11 protein-coding genes and 3 tRNA genes are annotated in these 16,191 nt (G+C 32.8%); 11 read left to right on the top strand and 3 right to left on the bottom strand.

Annotation, left to right across the window (positions count from 1 at the left end; all coding sequences use genetic code 11):
• The first annotated feature begins 85 nt into the window (after positions 1–85).
• The 6 genes from SLH33_RS10850 (at position 86) to SLH33_RS10825 (ending at position 11,733) form a co-directional block, all read left to right on the top strand.
• On the top strand, positions 86–2,368 hold the full coding sequence (locus SLH33_RS10850; RefSeq protein ID WP_320419125.1) for an NADP-dependent malic enzyme: 2,283 nt from the start codon (positions 86–88) through the stop codon (positions 2,366–2,368).
• A gap of 73 nt (positions 2,369–2,441) precedes the next feature.
• Complete coding sequence (gene ruvA / locus SLH33_RS10845; RefSeq protein WP_320419124.1) at positions 2,442–3,023, top strand: Holliday junction branch migration protein RuvA; 582 nt, start codon at positions 2,442–2,444, stop codon at positions 3,021–3,023.
• Between the two features lie 6 nt (positions 3,024–3,029).
• Complete coding sequence (gene sprA, locus SLH33_RS10840) at positions 3,030–10,199, top strand: cell surface protein SprA (RefSeq protein WP_320419123.1); 7,170 nt, start codon at positions 3,030–3,032, stop codon at positions 10,197–10,199.
• A gap of 25 nt (positions 10,200–10,224) precedes the next feature.
• Complete coding sequence (gcvH, locus tag SLH33_RS10835) at positions 10,225–10,605, top strand: glycine cleavage system protein GcvH (protein ID WP_320419122.1); 381 nt, start codon at positions 10,225–10,227, stop codon at positions 10,603–10,605.
• The gene (locus SLH33_RS10830; RefSeq protein WP_320419121.1) at positions 10,571–10,954 is read left to right on the top strand and encodes a VanZ family protein; all 384 of its coding nucleotides are present in this window, start codon (positions 10,571–10,573) and stop codon (positions 10,952–10,954) included. The genes gcvH and SLH33_RS10830 overlap by 35 nt, the downstream gene beginning before the upstream one ends.
• 56 nt (positions 10,955–11,010) lie before the next feature.
• Positions 11,011–11,733 carry an energy transducer TonB gene (locus SLH33_RS10825; protein ID WP_320419120.1) on the top strand — a complete coding sequence of 241 codons (723 nt, stop codon included), beginning with the start codon at positions 11,011–11,013 and terminating at the stop codon, positions 11,731–11,733.
• Positions 11,734–12,085: 352 nt separating this feature from the next.
• Here the strand turns inward: SLH33_RS10825 and SLH33_RS10820 are convergent.
• The 3 genes from SLH33_RS10820 to SLH33_RS10810 form a co-directional block, all read right to left on the bottom strand.
• A tRNA-Leu gene (locus tag SLH33_RS10820) sits at positions 12,086–12,171 on the bottom strand.
• Between the two features lie 54 nt (positions 12,172–12,225).
• Positions 12,226–12,311: transfer RNA gene (locus SLH33_RS10815), tRNA-Leu, on the bottom strand.
• A 20-nt stretch (positions 12,312–12,331) separates the two neighbouring features.
• Positions 12,332–12,403: transfer RNA gene (locus SLH33_RS10810), tRNA-Gly, on the bottom strand.
• Between the two features lie 176 nt (positions 12,404–12,579).
• Between SLH33_RS10810 and cyoE the strand changes: the two genes are divergently transcribed.
• From cyoE to SLH33_RS10785, 5 genes are all read left to right on the top strand, one after another.
• Complete coding sequence (gene cyoE, locus SLH33_RS10805) at positions 12,580–13,482, top strand: heme o synthase (RefSeq protein WP_320419118.1); 903 nt, start codon at positions 12,580–12,582, stop codon at positions 13,480–13,482.
• Positions 13,483–13,484: 2 nt separating this feature from the next.
• On the top strand, positions 13,485–14,069 hold the full coding sequence (locus SLH33_RS10800) for a cytochrome c oxidase subunit 3 (RefSeq protein ID WP_320419117.1): 585 nt from the start codon (positions 13,485–13,487) through the stop codon (positions 14,067–14,069).
• A gap of 55 nt (positions 14,070–14,124) precedes the next feature.
• On the top strand, positions 14,125–15,105 hold the full coding sequence (locus SLH33_RS10795; protein WP_320419116.1) for a cytochrome c oxidase subunit 3: 981 nt from the start codon (positions 14,125–14,127) through the stop codon (positions 15,103–15,105).
• Positions 15,106–15,123: 18 nt separating this feature from the next.
• Positions 15,124–15,462: a cytochrome C oxidase subunit IV family protein gene (locus tag SLH33_RS10790; protein ID WP_320419115.1), complete on the top strand. Its 339-nt coding sequence runs from the start codon at positions 15,124–15,126 to the stop codon at positions 15,460–15,462.
• Between the two features lie 134 nt (positions 15,463–15,596).
• Positions 15,597–16,169: a hypothetical protein gene (locus tag SLH33_RS10785; protein ID WP_320419114.1), complete on the top strand. Its 573-nt coding sequence runs from the start codon at positions 15,597–15,599 to the stop codon at positions 16,167–16,169.
• Positions 16,170–16,191 lie beyond the last annotated feature (22 nt).

Below are 16,191 nucleotides of genomic sequence, written 5' to 3'. Positions count from 1 at the left end.
AAAAAATGATATTTGTCATTTTTGGTGTTTATATTACTCATTTACAAACCGTATATTTGCTGGCTCACAAACAACTAAAAATCTTATGAGAAACTCTCGTAAAAGACATGAAGCACTTGTGTATCATGCAAAGCCTAAACCAGGTAAAATTGCAGTGGTACCTACTAAAAAGTATACAACACAACACGATTTATCTTTAGCATATTCACCTGGGGTTGCAGAACCTTGCTTAGAAATAGCAAAAGACAAAAAAAATGTATATAAATATACCGCAAAAAGTAATTTAGTAGCTGTAATATCTAACGGAACAGCGGTTTTGGGATTAGGTAATATTGGTCCAGAAGCCTCAAAACCAGTTATGGAAGGAAAAGGGTTGCTATTCAAAATTTTTGCAGACATAGATGTTTTTGATATTGAGGTAGATGCTACAGATGTTGATAAATTTGTTGAAACAGTTAAGGCAATTGCACCAACTTTTGGAGGAATAAATCTTGAAGATATCAAAGCACCTGAAGCCTTTGAAATAGAAAGACGTTTAAAAGAGGAATTAGATATTCCTGTAATGCATGATGATCAGCATGGAACGGCCATTATATCTTCAGCAGCCTTAAAAAATGCATTAGAACTGGCAGAGAAAAATATAGATGAGGTTAAAATAGTAGTAAGTGGTGCTGGTTCTGCGGCAATTTCTTGTGCTACCTTATACCTTTCTTTAGGTGCAAAAGCTGAAAACATTACTATGTTTGATGTGAATGGTCTTTTACATAAAAATAGAACAGATTTAGCTCCTAACCAGCAAAAGTTTGTAACGGATAAGAATTACAATAATTTAGCAGAAGCCATGGTTGATGCTGATGTTTTCTTAGGATTATCGGTTGGTGGATTGGTTACTCAAGATATGATTAAATCGATGGCTCCTAATCCAATTGTGTTTGCGATGGCAAATCCTGAACCAGAAATATCTTATGATTTGGCGGTAGATGCACGTGAAGATATTATTATGGCAACAGGGCGTTCAGACCATCCTAACCAAGTAAATAATGTATTAGGATTTCCGTTTATTTTTCGAGGAGCGTTGGATGTAAGAGCTACAAAAATTAATGAAGAAATGAAATTGGCAGCAGTTCATGCCATAGCCGATTTAGCTAAGAAAACTGTTCCGGAGCAGGTAAATATAGTGTATGATGAAGTAAGTCTTTCATTTGGTAAAGATTATATTATTCCTAAGCCATTTGACCCAAGATTAATTTATGAAATTCCACCAGCAATTGCAAAGGCAGCTATGGATAGTGGAGTAGCTCAAGAACCTATTGAAGATTGGGAAAAGTATAGAGAAGAGTTAATGGATCGCTCAGGTTCAGGAAGCAAAGAAGTTAGATTGTTGCATAACCGTGCTCGTAGAAGTCCAAAACGAATTGTATTTGCAGAAGCAGATCATTTAGATGTATTAAAAGCAGCACAACGTGTATATGAAGAAAAAATAGCAAAACCTATTTTGTTAGGAAATAGAGAAATTATTCTTGAATTAAAAGAAGAATTAGGTTTTGATGCTGAGGTGCCAATAATTGATCCTAAAGCACCACAAGAAGACGAACGAAGAAAACGATTTGCAGATATTTATTGGAAAACACGCCAACGAAAAGGGGTAACTCATTTTGAAGCAACCAAATTAATGAGAGAGCGTAATTATTTTGCTATTATGATGGTTAACGAAGGCGAAGCAGATGGTTTGGTTACAGGATATTCAAGACCGTATCCGGCAGTAGTAAGACCTGTTTTAGAATTAGTTGAAAAAGATAAAGGAGTAAACAAAGTTGCAGCAACTAATTTAATGTTAACCAAACAAGGACCTTTGTTTTTAGCAGATACAACTATCAACATCAATCCTTCTGCACAAGATTTGGCAAAAATTACACAGTACACTTGTGTATTAGCTAAGATGTTCGGGGTAAAACCAAATGTAGCTATGTTAGGTTTTTCAAATTTTGGTTCAACAAAGTCTGAGAGTTCAACAAAAATTAGAGAAGCAGTTGAATATATGCATAAAAATCATCCAAACGTAGTAGTTGATGGTGAGTTGCAGGCAGATTTTGCATTAAACCCAAGCTTGTTAGCTAAAGAATTTCCTTTTTCAAAATTAAATGGGAAAAAAGTAAATGTATTAATTTTTCCAAATTTAGAATCAGCCAATATTACCTATAAATTACTAAAGCAAGTAGATGAAGCAGAATCAATAGGGCCTATTTTGTTAGGTTTGAGTAAACCGGTTCATGTGCTACAATTGGGGGCAAGTGTAGATGAAATGGTAAATATGACTGCTGTTGCTGTGGTAGATGCGCAAGAACGAGAAAAGAATAATTACAGATAAAAATACAAGTAGGAAAATTTGAATTTTGTATAAAAAATAATTTTCCTACTTTTAAACGCATAGAAAAAGGGAAATGATTACACAAATAAAAGGTAAACTAGTTGAAAAAAATCCAACTTATGTTGTGGTTGATTGTAGTGGAGTTGGTTATTTATTACATATTTCTTTAAATACCTACAGTGCTTTACCTGCTAATGAAAATGTGTTATTATATTCACACCTTTCTATAAGAGAAGATGCACACACCTTATACGGTTTTATTAGTAAAACTGAACGAGAGGTTTTTAGGTTATTAACCTCTGTTTCTGGGGTTGGTCCTAGTACTGCAAGAACAATGCTATCTTCTATGACGTCAGAAGAAATTCAACAAGCTATTGCTTCAGAAAATGTTAAATTAATTCAATCTGTAAAAGGAATTGGAGCAAAAACAGCACAACGGGTCATTGTTGATTTAAAAGACAAAATTCTAAAAACATTTGATATTGATGAAGTTTCGGTAAATCAAAACAATACAAATAAAGAAGAAGCGTTATCTGCATTAGAGGTTTTAGGTTTTGTTAGAAAACAAGCAGACAAAGTACTTACTAATATATTAAAAGAAGATCCTAGTACGAATGTAGAAACCCTTATAAAACAGGCATTAAAAAACTTGTAATAAAAGTTGAAAAAAAGGTTTTTCCATACATTATTCACAGCACTTACTTTTTGGGTAAGTGTTGTTTCATTTTCACAAACTACTAATTCAAATGATAGTATCCCAACCAATAAATTAGATACTATTACTCCGTTAAAGTATAACTTTAACCATAACCAAAGAGGAAGCCTTTTTTTAAATTACCCTTCTAACGTACAAGTTACCTACGATAAGGATATTAATAAGTTCGTATTAGTAGAAAAGATTGGAGACTACTATGTAGGCACACCCATTTTTATGACTCCAAGAGAGTATGATAAATATCGCTTAAAAAACGATATGAAAGACTACTTTAAAGAAAAAGTAGATGCAACTTCCAATAAAAAAGGTGCTAATGACGCTCGTAAAAATTTATTACCTAAATATTACGTAAACTCAAAATTCTTTGAATCTATTTTTGGAGGAAATGAAGTAGAAGTAATTCCTAGCGGACAAATAAATATTAAACTAGGAGGTGTTTATCAGCGAACTGAAGATCCAAGAATTTCAGTTGAAAATCAAAGTAGTTTTACTTTTGACTTTGATCAGCAAATTAGTGCTAGTATACAAGCCAAAGTAGGGCAAAGATTAAAAGTAACAGCAAATTATGATACACAATCTACTTTTGATTTTCAAAATGTAATAAAGTTAGAATACACGCCTACTGAGGATGATATTATTCAAAAAATAGACGCAGGTAACGTTAATTTGCCTATAAAAAACTCGTTAATTAATGGGGCACAAGCATTATTTGGAGTTAGAGCCGATTTCCAATTTGGAAAAACAACTATAAGAACAGCATTTTCTCAGCAAAATTCACAACGTAAAACAGTTGTTGCAGAAGGAGGAGCAGTAGTTGAACAATTTGAACTTCGTGCAACCGATTATGATAACGATCGTCACTTTTTCTTATCACATTTCTTTAGAGAAACTTATGATGAAGCTCTTAGGAACTATCCATTAATTAGCAGTCCGGTAAATGTTACCAGAGTTGAGGTTTGGGTAACCAACCAAAACCAAAATGTTCAAGATTATCGCAGTATAGTTGCTTTTGCAGATATAGGGGAAACAAATTTCAATACTTCTAATAACGTAGTTTCTAACAACTTAGTAGATGACGATAACTATGTAACTCCGACAGGGCCTGCAACAGTCGCTTTTGCAGGAGGTTCTTATAATCTTCCTGATAACGAGGCTAACAATTTGTCTACCTTTTTAGCTCCAGATAGCGGCATTAGAGATGTAAGTACATTAAATACAACGTTACCTCCAGGAATGGTACAGGGTCAAGACTATTCATATTTACAAAACGCTCGTAAATTGCAATCAAATGAATATACCTTGCATCCACAATTGGGATTCATTTCACTAAACAGAAGGTTGAATGATGGAGAAGTATTAGCAGTTGCCTATGAATATACGGTAGTAGGAGCATCCAATCAAGAAACTGTTTTTAAAGTAGGAGAATTTTCTAATGACGGAATTAATGCTCCAGACAACATAGCGGTTAAGTTACTGCGTAGTGAAATACTAACCACTACAAGACCCAATACTACAGATGAAGCTTTTCCAACCTGGCGTTTAATGATGAAAAACGTGTATGCGTTAGGAGCGTATCCATTACAACAAGAAGGTTTTCGTTTTGAGTTAATGTATCGTGATGATGAAAGTGGAGTGCTGCAAAACAGCTTGCAAAGAGCAGCTGATGACGATATACAAGATAGAACTTTGTTGAATTTATTAAACCTAGATAGGTTAGATCAAAGTCAGTATTCAGTAGAAAAAGGAGACGGTTTCTTTGATTATGTTGAAGGAATTACGGTTAATTCTAATCGCGGATTAATTTTCTTTCCGGAAACCGAACCTTTTGGACAAGATTTAGATAATAAACTTACAAGTCCTGTTGACGAAGACAAATACTTATTTGACGAACTATATTTAACTACCAAAGCACAAGCAAAAAACGAATATCAAAACCTAGATAAATTCTTTTTAAAAGGATATTTTAAATCAGAAACCGCCAGAGGAATTTCCTTGGGAGCATTCAATATACCTAGAGGATCGGTTACAGTAACTGCTGGTGGTAGGCAATTGGTAGAAGGCGTCGATTATGTGGTAGATTATCAACTAGGTCGTGTGCAAATTTTAGATCCTGGGTTAGAAGCATCGGGTGTGCCTATCAATGCATCTGTAGAAAATAATACTTTTTTTAATCAGCAAAGAAAAACATTTTTAGGAGTAGATATTGAACATAAATTCAGTGAAAATTTTGTGTTAGGAGGTACGTTCTTAAATGTTAGTGAAAAACCAATTACACCTAAGGTAAATTATGGTGCAGAGCCTATAGATAATATTATGTTAGGTTTGAATGTAGATTATAGTACGGAAGTCCCATTTTTTACCAAATTAGCAAATAAATTACCATTTGTAGATACGGAAGTTCCTTCAAATTTATCGGTAAGAGCAGATATGGCATATTTAATTCCGGGATCACCAAGCGGAATTGATGTAAACGGAACTGCAACTTCGTATGTTGATGATTTTGAAGCAACACAAATACCTATCAATTTAAATTCACCACAGCAATGGTTTATAGCTAGTACACCTATTTCACAAGGATTTAATGGACAGCCTTATGATGTAAGTGTTAATTATGAAAGAGGAAAATTAGCATGGTATAATATTGATCAATTGTTCTATACTTCAAGTAGTAACAGACCTTCTAATATTAATGATATAGAGCTTTCACGTAATGAAGTAAGGCAGGTTAGATATTCAGAATTATTCTCAGAAACCGATTTAGATATTACTCAGTTAAATTTGGTACGCACATTAGATTTAGCATATTACCCATCTGAAAGAGGACCTTACAATTTTAACACAGCCACTGTTGCACCAGAAAACAAATGGGCAGGTATTATGCGCCAATTGACCACCAATAATTTTGAACAAGCTAATGTTGAGTACATTCAGTTTTGGTTAATGGATCCTTATGAAAATTATTCTATTACAGAAGAAGAAGGTTTGCCTGCAAATATTAATGCAAATGATCCCGCCAACAGAGTAGGAAAATTGGTTATTAATTTGGGTAATATTTCTGAAGATGTTTTACGAGACGGATACAAACAATATGAAAATGGATTATCAACTACTCAAAATCCAACACAAGAAACAGAAACAATATGGGGTAATGTACCGGTAAGTCCATCAATAGTGTATGCATTTAGTAGTGATTCGGATGAAAGAACACAACAAGATGTTGGGTTAGATGGTTTGAATGATGACGAGGAAAGAACAAAATTCCCTGACTTTGCAGGAGAAGATGATCCGGCGGCAGATAACTTCCAATTCTTCAGAGGTGGAGAACTAGATGCTATTAATGCGTCTATTTTAACACGTTATAAAAACTATAATGGTACTGAAGGGAACTCTCCAACAGCAGCACAATCCACAGAATCTTATCCAACTTCATCAACAACATATCCAGATGTAGAGGATATTAACAAAGACCAAACAATGAATCCGGTTAGTGCATATTTTGAGTATGAAATATCCATGAATCAATCTGATTTATCGGTTGGATCTAACCATATTGTTGATGAAAAAACAACTACTATTGAATTGCCAAATGGGCAATCAAGAACTACAACTTGGTATCAATTCCGAATTCCTGTAAGAAGTGGTTATTCTGGAACTTACGGAGGAATTACAGATTTTAACAGTATTCGTTTTATGCGTATGTTCTTAACCGAGTTTAGAATGCCGGTGGTTTTACGTTTTGGTGAGTTAGAGTTAGTCCGTGGCGATTGGCGTAGATACACAAAAACGTTAGATGATGCTAATACTCCTTTAACAACAGATCAAATCAATAATTTTGAAGTAGGAGTAGTGAGTATTGAACAAAATGAAGAACGATATGAATTACCTCCAGGAATTGTTCGTGAGCAATTACAAGGTACAAACCGTATTCAACGTCAAAATGAGCAGTCTGTAACTTTAAAAGTAACAGATTTACCTACAGATGAAGCAAGAACTATTTATAAAAATATCAGCATAGACATGCGTAGGTATAACAATTTAAAAATGTTTTTGCATGCAGAAAGCGTAACTACCAATCCTGCATTAGTAGCTGATGATGGTGAAATGGTTGCAATTATTAGAATTGGTACCGATTTAAATGACAACTATTATGAGATAGAAAAACCTTTAAAAATATCTACTGTATTAGAAAATCCTGGACCTTATGATGCGTGGCCAGAAGAAAACGATTTAAATATTCCGTTAAAAGAATTAGCAAACCTAAAATTATTACGAGACGGAGCAGGTTTGCCGGCAGGAGATATTTATGAAGGAACTTCAACAAACGGGCTAACCATTTCGGTGAAAGGTAACCCAACTTTAGCACAAGTTAGAACGGTAATGTTAGGTGTTAAAAATAATTCTGCAGAAAATAAAACTGCTGAGGTTTGGTTTAACGAGCTGCGCGCTGTTGGATTTGATAATAAAGGGGGTTGGGCAGCTGTGTTAAATGCTGATGCTAATTTTGCCGATGTTGCTGATGTTTCTTTAGCGGGTAGAATGGCAACCGTAGGTTTTGGAAATGTTGAAGATAGAGTACAAGAAAGAAGCATTGAGGAAACAAAACAATACAATGTAGCTACCAATGTTCAGTTAGGTAAAATGATGCCTAAAAATTGGAACATGCAAGTGCCTATGAGTGTTACTTATGGAGAAGAGTTCAGAGATCCAAAATACAACCCGCAATACCAAGATGTTGAGCAAAAAGATGCGTTGAACTCAGGTTCTGATGAAGTAAGAGAAAATGCTGAAAATGCACAAGATTATACGCGTAGAAAAAGTATTAGCTTTATTAATGTTAAAAAGAATAGAAATTCTGAAAGCAAGAAAAAACCTAAGTTTTATGATGTAGAAAACTTCTCGGTATCCTATGCTTTTAATGAAGAATATCATAAAGATTTCAATATTCAAAAATACATTAATCAAAATGTATTAGCTGGAGCAAGTTATAACTTCAACTTTGTACCATTTAATATTGAGCCATTTAAAAAATCAGAAAAATTAAAAAGCAAATATTGGCAGTTGATTAGAGATATCAACTTTAATCCGGTTCCAAAAACGTTGGCAATCAATTCTAGAATTAATAGAAATTACAATGCTCAACAATCAAGAAACTTAGTTGCTGGTTTTTCTGATCAACCAGAATTAACCCAACGCAGGTTTTTATTTGATTGGGATTATACCGTTGGTTTCGATCTAACAAAATCACTTCAATTGAACTTTAATGCTACCAACAATTATATTTATGATGGTTTTGGTAAAGATGAAGAATTAGAAATTTTTGATAAGTTTTTTACTATTGGTCGTCCAAATCATTACCATCAAAAATTAAATGCAACGTATAAGCTGCCAATTAATAAAATTCCATTTTTAAGTTTTGTAGATGCCGATTATGGTTATACAGCCGATTTTGATTGGCAAGCGGCATCGCAAAGTATTTTAATTGAAGATGGAGAAGAAATTAGTTATGCCGATAAAGTGGGGAACATGATTCAGAATGCTAACACGCATAACTTAAATACCACTATTGATTTTGATCGTTTTTACAAGGTTTTAGGACTAGATAAATTATTACTAAAAGGAACAAAGCAAGCCAAAACACAAAAAGGAACAGTAGCTTTAGGTGGAGCAAAACAACCAACTCAAAAACCTAAGTTGAAGAAAAATGCTTCTATCGGGCAGAAGATTTTAAAAGGAACTTATGATGTGTTAACATCTATTAAAAGAGCTAAGGTTAGCTACTCTCAAAACAACGGTACCTTGTTACAAGGATATAAGCCTTCTGTAGACTTTTTAGGTAGAGATAATTATAGTGGAGGTTTAGCGCCAACACTTGGATTTGTTTTTGGAAGTCAAACCGATATTTTACGCACCGCTATTGAAAATAATTGGTTAGTCGCTAGAGATCCGAATAATCCTGAAGATGCATATTATAATAAAACTTATGGTAAAACTAAGGCAGAAAAATTAGATTATAACATTTCAATAAAACCTCTAAAAGACTTCACTATTGATGTAATTGGTAATAAAATTAAAACTTCAAACATAACTCAACAATTGGATATTTTAGGTGATTATGATTCAGCAAACAATATTTATACTAATAGAGAACTAAATGAAGCCTTGAGACCTTATGAAACAGGAAACTTTAGTACGAGCCATTATATGTTAAGTACTACTTTTGAAGATAGTGATGTTCTATATCAAAAGTTTTTAGATTACAGAGAAACTATTTCTAATAGATTAGCAACACAATCTGGTTTACCAAACTCTCAGGTTGATGGTGAAGATGGATTCAAATACAATGGTCAGCAAGCAATGTTACCAGCATTTTTAGCAGCCTATTCTGGTAAAGATCCTAATTCGGTAAGTACTGGTATTTTTAGAAATATTCCAATTCCTAACTGGACGCTGCGTTACAACGGATTGATGAAGTACAAATGGTTTAAGAAAAACTTCTCATCTTTTACTTTATCACATGGTTATAAATCATCATACACCATTGGTAATTTTACCAATAATTTACAGTATGATGAAAATAATCTATCACAAACAAATAAATCTGGAAATTATCAACCTAAATTATTAATTTCGGCGGCAACTTTAATCGATGAATTTTCACCATTAATGAGAGTAGATATGAAAATGAGAAATTCATTCTCCTTAAAAGGTGAAATTAGAAAAGATAGAAGTTTAACCCTTAACTTTAATAACAATACGTTAACCGATATTAAAGGAACTCAGTATATTATTGGTTTGGGTTATAAGATTAGAGATGTTAAATTTGTAACTCGTATTACAGGTAAAAAAGAAACCTTAAAAGGAGATATTAATTTAAGAGCAGATATTTCTCTTAAAGATAATTTAACACTTATACGTTCTGTTGATGAAAACAACAACCAAATTACAGGAGGAGAAAAGTTATTTGGGTTGAAATTTATAGCAGATTATAATTTAAGTAAAAGTTTAACAGCATCATTTTATTATAATCATAATACCTTTGAGTATGCAATTTCAACCAATTTTCCAAGACAATCTATCAATGCCGGAATTAATTTGGTTTATAACTTAGGAAATTAAAAAAACAAATAAACAACATAATAAAATGAACTTACCATCAGAATTAAAGTATACCAAAGACCATGAATGGGTAAAGGTTGAAGGAGATACAGCTACTATCGGAATTACAGATTTCGCTCAAAGTGAGTTAGGAGATATTGTATATGTAGATGTTGATACTTTAGATGAAACTTTAGACGCAGAAGAAGTTTTCGGATCTGTAGAAGCTGTAAAAACAGTGTCAGATTTATTTATGCCATTAGCAGGTGAAATTATAGAGTTTAATGAAGAACTTGAAGATGAGCCAGAATTAGTAAACTCAGATCCCTATGGTAAAGGTTGGATGATAAAAGTAAAAATCTCAGATGCTAGTCAAGTAGCTGATTTATTAGATGCTGAAGCTTATCAAGAACTTATTAAAGCATAATAGCTTACTTATAGCAATAGCAGTTACCATTGCTATTGCTATTTTAAGTTTGATAAAAATTGGTAAAATGCCTGTTCATTTTACCTACATAGATAAGGTTGAACATACAATAGCATATTTTGTTTTAACTTTTTTTTGGCTGTTAGCTCAAGGAAAAACAAGTGCAGCTCGGATAAAAGTTGTGTTAATTTGCATAGTATATGGCATAATTATTGAGGTTTTACAAAAAGAACTCACTACATATCGAAGTTTTGATTATGCAGATATGCTAGCCAATTCAGCGGGAACAATAATTGCATTGTTGATTTTCAGCTTTTTCCTGAAAAAACGCAATGTATTTGAAGATTAGCTTGTATAAGTTGAAATAAATTAATTAAATTAGCGCACTATTAAAAACATTCTAGGATGGAAATCAAAAAAAATCCAAAATCTAACTTAGAAAACTACAGTAAGTTGTTTGTGCAACTTGGTCTAGTTTTGGCGTTGTTCGTAACGTATGTTGCAATTGAAAATAAAACATACGATAAAGAATATGGGCAATTAGACGCTGCAAATATGGCTTCTGAAATTGAAGAAGAAACTATTGTTCTTCAAAATACTCCACCGCCACCACCACCTAAAACTCCACCACCACCAGCCCCTGAAAAAATTGAGGTTGTTGAAGATGATAAGGAAATTGAAGAAACAGTTATCGAATCAACAGAAACAGATGAATCTGAAGCTGTTGAGGTTGAAGAAATTGTTGAGGTTGAAGAGGAAGAAGAAGTGGTAGAAGATGTACCTTTTGCTATTATTGAAGAAGTGCCTGTATTCCCTGGATGTACAGGAACCAATCAACAAAAGAAAGACTGTTTAAATGATAAAATGCGTAAACACGTTCAAAGATATTTTAACGCTGATTTAGCAAATGAATTAGGATTGCCTCCTGGTAAAAAAAGAATTTATGTTCAGTTTAAAATCGATAAAGATGGGTCTATTACTAGTGTAAATGCTAGAGCTCCGCATCCAAGATTAAAAACTGAAGCTATAAGAATAGCAAAAAAATTACCTAAAATGGTGCCTGGTAGACAAAGAGGAAAACCAGTACGTGTAGGATATACATTGCCAATTACATTCAACGTAGAATAGTAATATAGTTATTAAGATGATTCGTCTCCCAAAAGACGGATTCTCTTAAAACAAAATAGATACAACCAGAGTAATTATTATTGCTCTGGTTTTTTTGTGAAATGGACTTTTTAATAAAAATACAATAAGTATTGATATTAGCAGCTTTACTTATTTCGCTTTATTCTATAGAAATATTTATCTGAAGTTGCATGAGTAAATTTGAATTGTTTACTATGTAAGAAATTAAAAAATGACTCAATAGCTAAATTATAGTTGTACTAGATTTTCTTTTTACACAGCTTACAAGTTATTTTTATAGAAATTATTTTAAAATAAAAAAGCCGAAACAATTTGTTTCGGCTTTCGTTTGTACAGAAGGCGGGACTTGAACCCGCACGGGCATTACGGCCCATTGGATTTTAAGTCCAACGTGTCTACCAATTCCACCACTTCTGCGCATATAGTACTTGACTATTTTTTAAAATAAGCCTCACAAATTGTGAGGCTTAGTACTGAAGGCGGGACTTGAACCCGCACGAGCATTACGGCTCATTGGATTTTAAGTCCAACGTGTCTACCAATTCCACCACTTCAGCATATGCTTTTTAAAAACATGAGCGAAAGACGGGATTTGAACCCGCGACCCTCACCTTGGCAAGGTGATGCTCTACCCCTGAGCTACTTTCGCATAGTCATAAAATTATTTAAAATGAACGTGCATTGCCTTGAATGCGGGTGCAAATATAACACCATTTTTTTAAAAACAAAGCAGATTTTAATTTTTTTCTATTTTATTTAATGCTAAAAAGTATGGTGGTTTTTTAATAAAAAAATATCTTTGCAAAAATTTTTTTGTAAAACATAGTGAATTCATCTTCATCTGTAAATACCAAGATTTCTTTTAAAAACATTTATGTTGATTTTAAACAACTTACTAAAGTTGGATTATCAGTAAGCGTGGTGTTTACATCTATAGCTGGTTATTTATTAGGAGCAGAAAAAATTGATTATACAGTTATTTTATTACTTGCCATTGGTGGATATTTAATGGTTGGTGCTTCAAATGCTTTTAATCAGGTAATAGAAAAAGATATAGATGCATTAATGCAACGTACCAAAAACAGACCTCTTCCGGCTGGACGAATGCAACCTAATACAGCGTTGATAATAGCAACTGTATTTACCATAGCAGGTATAACTATTTTATATGTAATAAATCCGAAATGTGCTTTATTTGGTGCCATTTCAATTTTTTTATATACCAGTGCTTACACACCATTAAAGGCTATTACCCCTTTGGCTGTTTTTGTTGGAGCTATTCCTGGAGCTATCCCATTTATGCTAGGGTGGGTGGCAGCAACAGGACATTTTGGTATTGAAGCAGGGTTTTTGTTTATGATTCAATTTTTTTGGCAATTTCCACATTTTTGGGCCATAGGGTGGTTACAACATGAAGAGTACAATAAAGCAGGTTTACATATGCTTCCTATGGATAAAAAAGACAAAGGAGCTATTGTGCAAATTATTTTTTATACCTGTATAATGATATTAATGTCAGTAGCCCCTGTATTAAAAGTTACAGGAAAATTATATATATATCCAATGACGGCAGTTATTGTAGCTGTTTTAGGCGGATTAATGCTTTTTTATGCAATCAAATTGTACAAATCAGAATTAAATACTGATGCAAGAAAATTGATGTTGGCAAGTGTGTTGTACATCACATTGTTGCCAATAATATACGTAATAGATAAATTTTTACACTAATTATGAGTAGAGAGTCGGTTAATGAAGAGTTAAAACAAGCTAAGCAAAAATCAGCAAAACCTATGTTGTGGGTTTCTATGATTAGTATGGTTATGTTTTTTGCAGGATTAACAAGTGCCTATGTGGTAAGTATGAAACGCGAAGATTGGGTTACTTTTGATTTGCCTCAAGCATTTTATATTAGTACTCTATTAATTCTATTAAGTAGCGTAGCTTTGGTGATTTCTCAAAAAATGCTTAAAAAGGACGATTTACAAAAATCGTTTCTGTTTTTAGCCATCACTTTTGTACTTGGTTTAGCATTTATTTGGTATCAATACGTAGGGTTTAATGAATTAAAAGCTGCTGGTTTGTATTTTACAGGGCCAGAAAGCACTGTGTCTACATCGTTTATAATTGGAATAACTTTTATGCACGTTTTACACTTAATTGCAGGTGTAATTGTTTTATTAGTAGTAATTTATAATCATTATAAAAAGAAGTATTCATCTACCAATATGCTTGGGTTTGAACTCGGTGCAATCTTTTGGCACTTTGTAGATGTTTTATGGATTTACCTATTTTTCTTTTTCTATTTTATTAGATGATGAAAAATGCGTAATTTTGGCGGACTATTTAACAAAAATTAACTAATAGATATTTATGGAAGCAAATATTGCTGTAAATTCTGACAACAAAGAAACCTGGAGCGGAGGTGGTGTAAAACCATTTGGCGCTAGTTACGGTAAAATGATGATGTGGTTTTTCATCTTATCAGATGCATTAACCTTTTCTGGATTCTTAGCTGCGTATGGTTTAACACGTTTTAAGTTTATTGATTCTTGGCCAATTGCCGATGAAGTATTTACACACATTCCGTTTTTTCACGGTAATTACCCAATGATTTATGTTGCCTTTATGACGTTTATCTTAATTGTATCTTCTGTAACCATGGTGTTAGCTGTTGATGCAGGTCATAAAATGCAACAAAAGAAAGTAGCGTGGTATTTATTTGCTACCATTGTATTTGGTTTAATTTTCGTTGGTTCTCAAGCTTGGGAATGGAAAACTTTTATTAACGGTTCTTACGGAGCAGTTAAAACTACAGACAATCACATCATCCAATTTGTAAAAGACGGACATCAAGTAGCTTTAGCTGATTTTGTGCATGGTGATAGATTAGATGGAAGAGCGCAACACGTAAGAGAAAACGGTTTATGGTTTGAAAAAGAATCAGCCATATCAACATATTCTGTAGCTCAAGTTCAAGAGGCATTTAAAAATGATCCTAGCTTACAAATTAGATTAGAAAAATTAAATCCTGAAACAAAACAAAAAGTAGTTTTATCTAGGGAAGAAAGTTTAGCTCAATTAGCAAAAGCGAAAGAAGTAGTTGAAGGAGCAAACTTACACGTTAATGAATACGGTAATCCAATTTTTGCTGATTTCTTCTTCTTTATTACTGGTTTCCACGGATTCCACGTGTTTTCAGGAATTGTGTTAAATATCATCATTTTCTTTAATGTGGTTCTTGGTACTTATGAAAAGAGAGGGCATTATGAAATGGTTGAAAAAGTAGGATTATATTGGCACTTTGTAGATTTAGTTTGGGTATTTGTATTTACCTTCTTCTACTTAGTTTAATTATAAAAAGAAATTAAAATGGCACACGCACACGAATCAAATACTAAAAGAATATTTATTGTTTTAGCAATTTTAACCGTTGTAACTACTGTAGAGGTAATTTTAGGAATATACAAACCCGAAGCATTACACCTTCACGGTCCTGGTACTAGTTGGTTAAACTGGATCTTCATTATATTAACTTTGGTAAAAGCATATTATATTGCTTGGGCATTCATGCACTTAGAAGGTGAAAAAAAATGGTTTAGAAGATCTGTGGTTTGGACAGCAGTTTTCTTAATTACTTATTTAGTTACTTTGTTATTAATTGAAGGTGATTATTTACATGAAACTTTAGCACCATTAATTAAATGGTAAAAACATAGAATTAAAGGTGGTGTTAACCACCTTTTTTTTGCATTTAACTTTTTTATAATATGGGGAAAACTCAAAAATACATAGTGCTCTTTGCTTTGTTTATTGTTCCATTGCTATTCTATATTTTTTTATCAATGGGAATTAATAATTTTGCAAAATTACCAGTACTTACCAAAAATGTAATGGATGTTTCAGTAATTGATAAGCAGCACCAATTCAATAGAAAAATATCAATAGTTACATTTTTAGGAAATGATATTGAAGCTTCAAAAGGAGAAATTTTCAATCTGAATCAAAAAATATACAAGCCTTTTTATGGATTTAAAGATTTTCAAATGATTGTGTTTGCTCCTAAAGGAACAGAGGAACAGGTAGAAAAATTAAAAAAAGAAATTGGTAATTTTACTCCTATGGAGAAATGGAATTTTATAATAGCTGATAAAGCAGAAATTACATTCCTGTATGAAAGTTTTAATACCAATGAGTCTTTAGATGCCAATTTACACATATCTAAAGCATTTATAATTGATAAAGAGTTAAATTTAAGAGGTAGAAAAAACGATAAAGATATGGCAGATGGTATGCTATATGGATACGATATGCAATCAGTTGCTGAACTGAACAATAAAATGAAAGACGATGTTAAAGTGGTATTAGCAGAATATAGATTGGCACTGAAAAAAAACAACGCAGATAGAGAAATTTAATCGGTTTTGATTAAAAAACTAG

Origin of the sequence: Tenacibaculum sp. IB213877, assembly GCF_034043975.1 — a bacterium.
In the GTDB taxonomy this organism is placed as follows: domain Bacteria; phylum Bacteroidota; class Bacteroidia; order Flavobacteriales; family Flavobacteriaceae; genus Polaribacter.
This window is presented reverse-complemented; position numbering and strand designations above follow the sequence as displayed.

Excerpts from the sequence above, each read along its gene's own strand:
- SLH33_RS10850 (WP_320419125.1), top strand. The coding sequence starts at position 86 with ATGAGAAACTCTCGTAAAAGACATGAAGCACTTGTGTATCATGCAAAG.
- ruvA (WP_320419124.1), top strand. The coding sequence starts at position 2,442 with ATGATTACACAAATAAAAGGTAAACTAGTTGAAAAAAATCCAACTTAT.
- gcvH (WP_320419122.1), top strand. The coding sequence starts at position 10,225 with ATGAACTTACCATCAGAATTAAAGTATACCAAAGACCATGAATGGGTA.
- SLH33_RS10830 (WP_320419121.1), top strand. The coding sequence starts at position 10,571 with ATGCTGAAGCTTATCAAGAACTTATTAAAGCATAATAGCTTACTTATA.
- SLH33_RS10825 (WP_320419120.1), top strand. The coding sequence starts at position 11,011 with ATGGAAATCAAAAAAAATCCAAAATCTAACTTAGAAAACTACAGTAAG.
- SLH33_RS10800 (WP_320419117.1), top strand. The coding sequence starts at position 13,485 with ATGAGTAGAGAGTCGGTTAATGAAGAGTTAAAACAAGCTAAGCAAAAA.
- SLH33_RS10795 (WP_320419116.1), top strand. The coding sequence starts at position 14,125 with ATGGAAGCAAATATTGCTGTAAATTCTGACAACAAAGAAACCTGGAGC.
- SLH33_RS10790 (WP_320419115.1), top strand. The coding sequence starts at position 15,124 with ATGGCACACGCACACGAATCAAATACTAAAAGAATATTTATTGTTTTA.
- SLH33_RS10785 (WP_320419114.1), top strand. The coding sequence starts at position 15,597 with ATGGGAATTAATAATTTTGCAAAATTACCAGTACTTACCAAAAATGTA.